This window comes from Leifsonia sp. SIMBA_070, from assembly GCF_046534635.1.
GTDB lineage: Bacteria > Actinomycetota > Actinomycetes > Actinomycetales > Microbacteriaceae > Leifsonia.
Map to the genome: position 1 here is coordinate 1 of NZ_JAWRYK010000655.1, position 251 is coordinate 251.

General features: G+C 68.9%; 1 pseudogene. It reads left to right on the forward strand.

Annotated features, from left to right (window positions below):
• Positions 1-212: pseudogene (locus SB754_RS21865) on the forward strand (hypothetical protein); the annotation flags it as partial.
• Positions 213-251: the final 39 nt, after the last annotated feature.

Here is a 251-nt window from a genome sequence, read left to right on the forward strand (position 1 = left end):
TCGACGATGCGGCGCACGCTCTCGTGACCATGACGACCTCGGCGCGCAATGCACCGCTCATGCTCGCCGTCACCATGGTCGCCCTCCCCGATCAGCCCGTCACACACGCGGCGATCGTGCTCGGCATGCTCATCGAGTTCCCGCACCTGACGGTCATCACACAGGTGCTGCGACGCGAGCGCAGGCTGCGGAGCGCCCCGATCATGCGCTGAGGCGGCGATACCGCTGCAGGCGGCGGAGACCGGCCACGT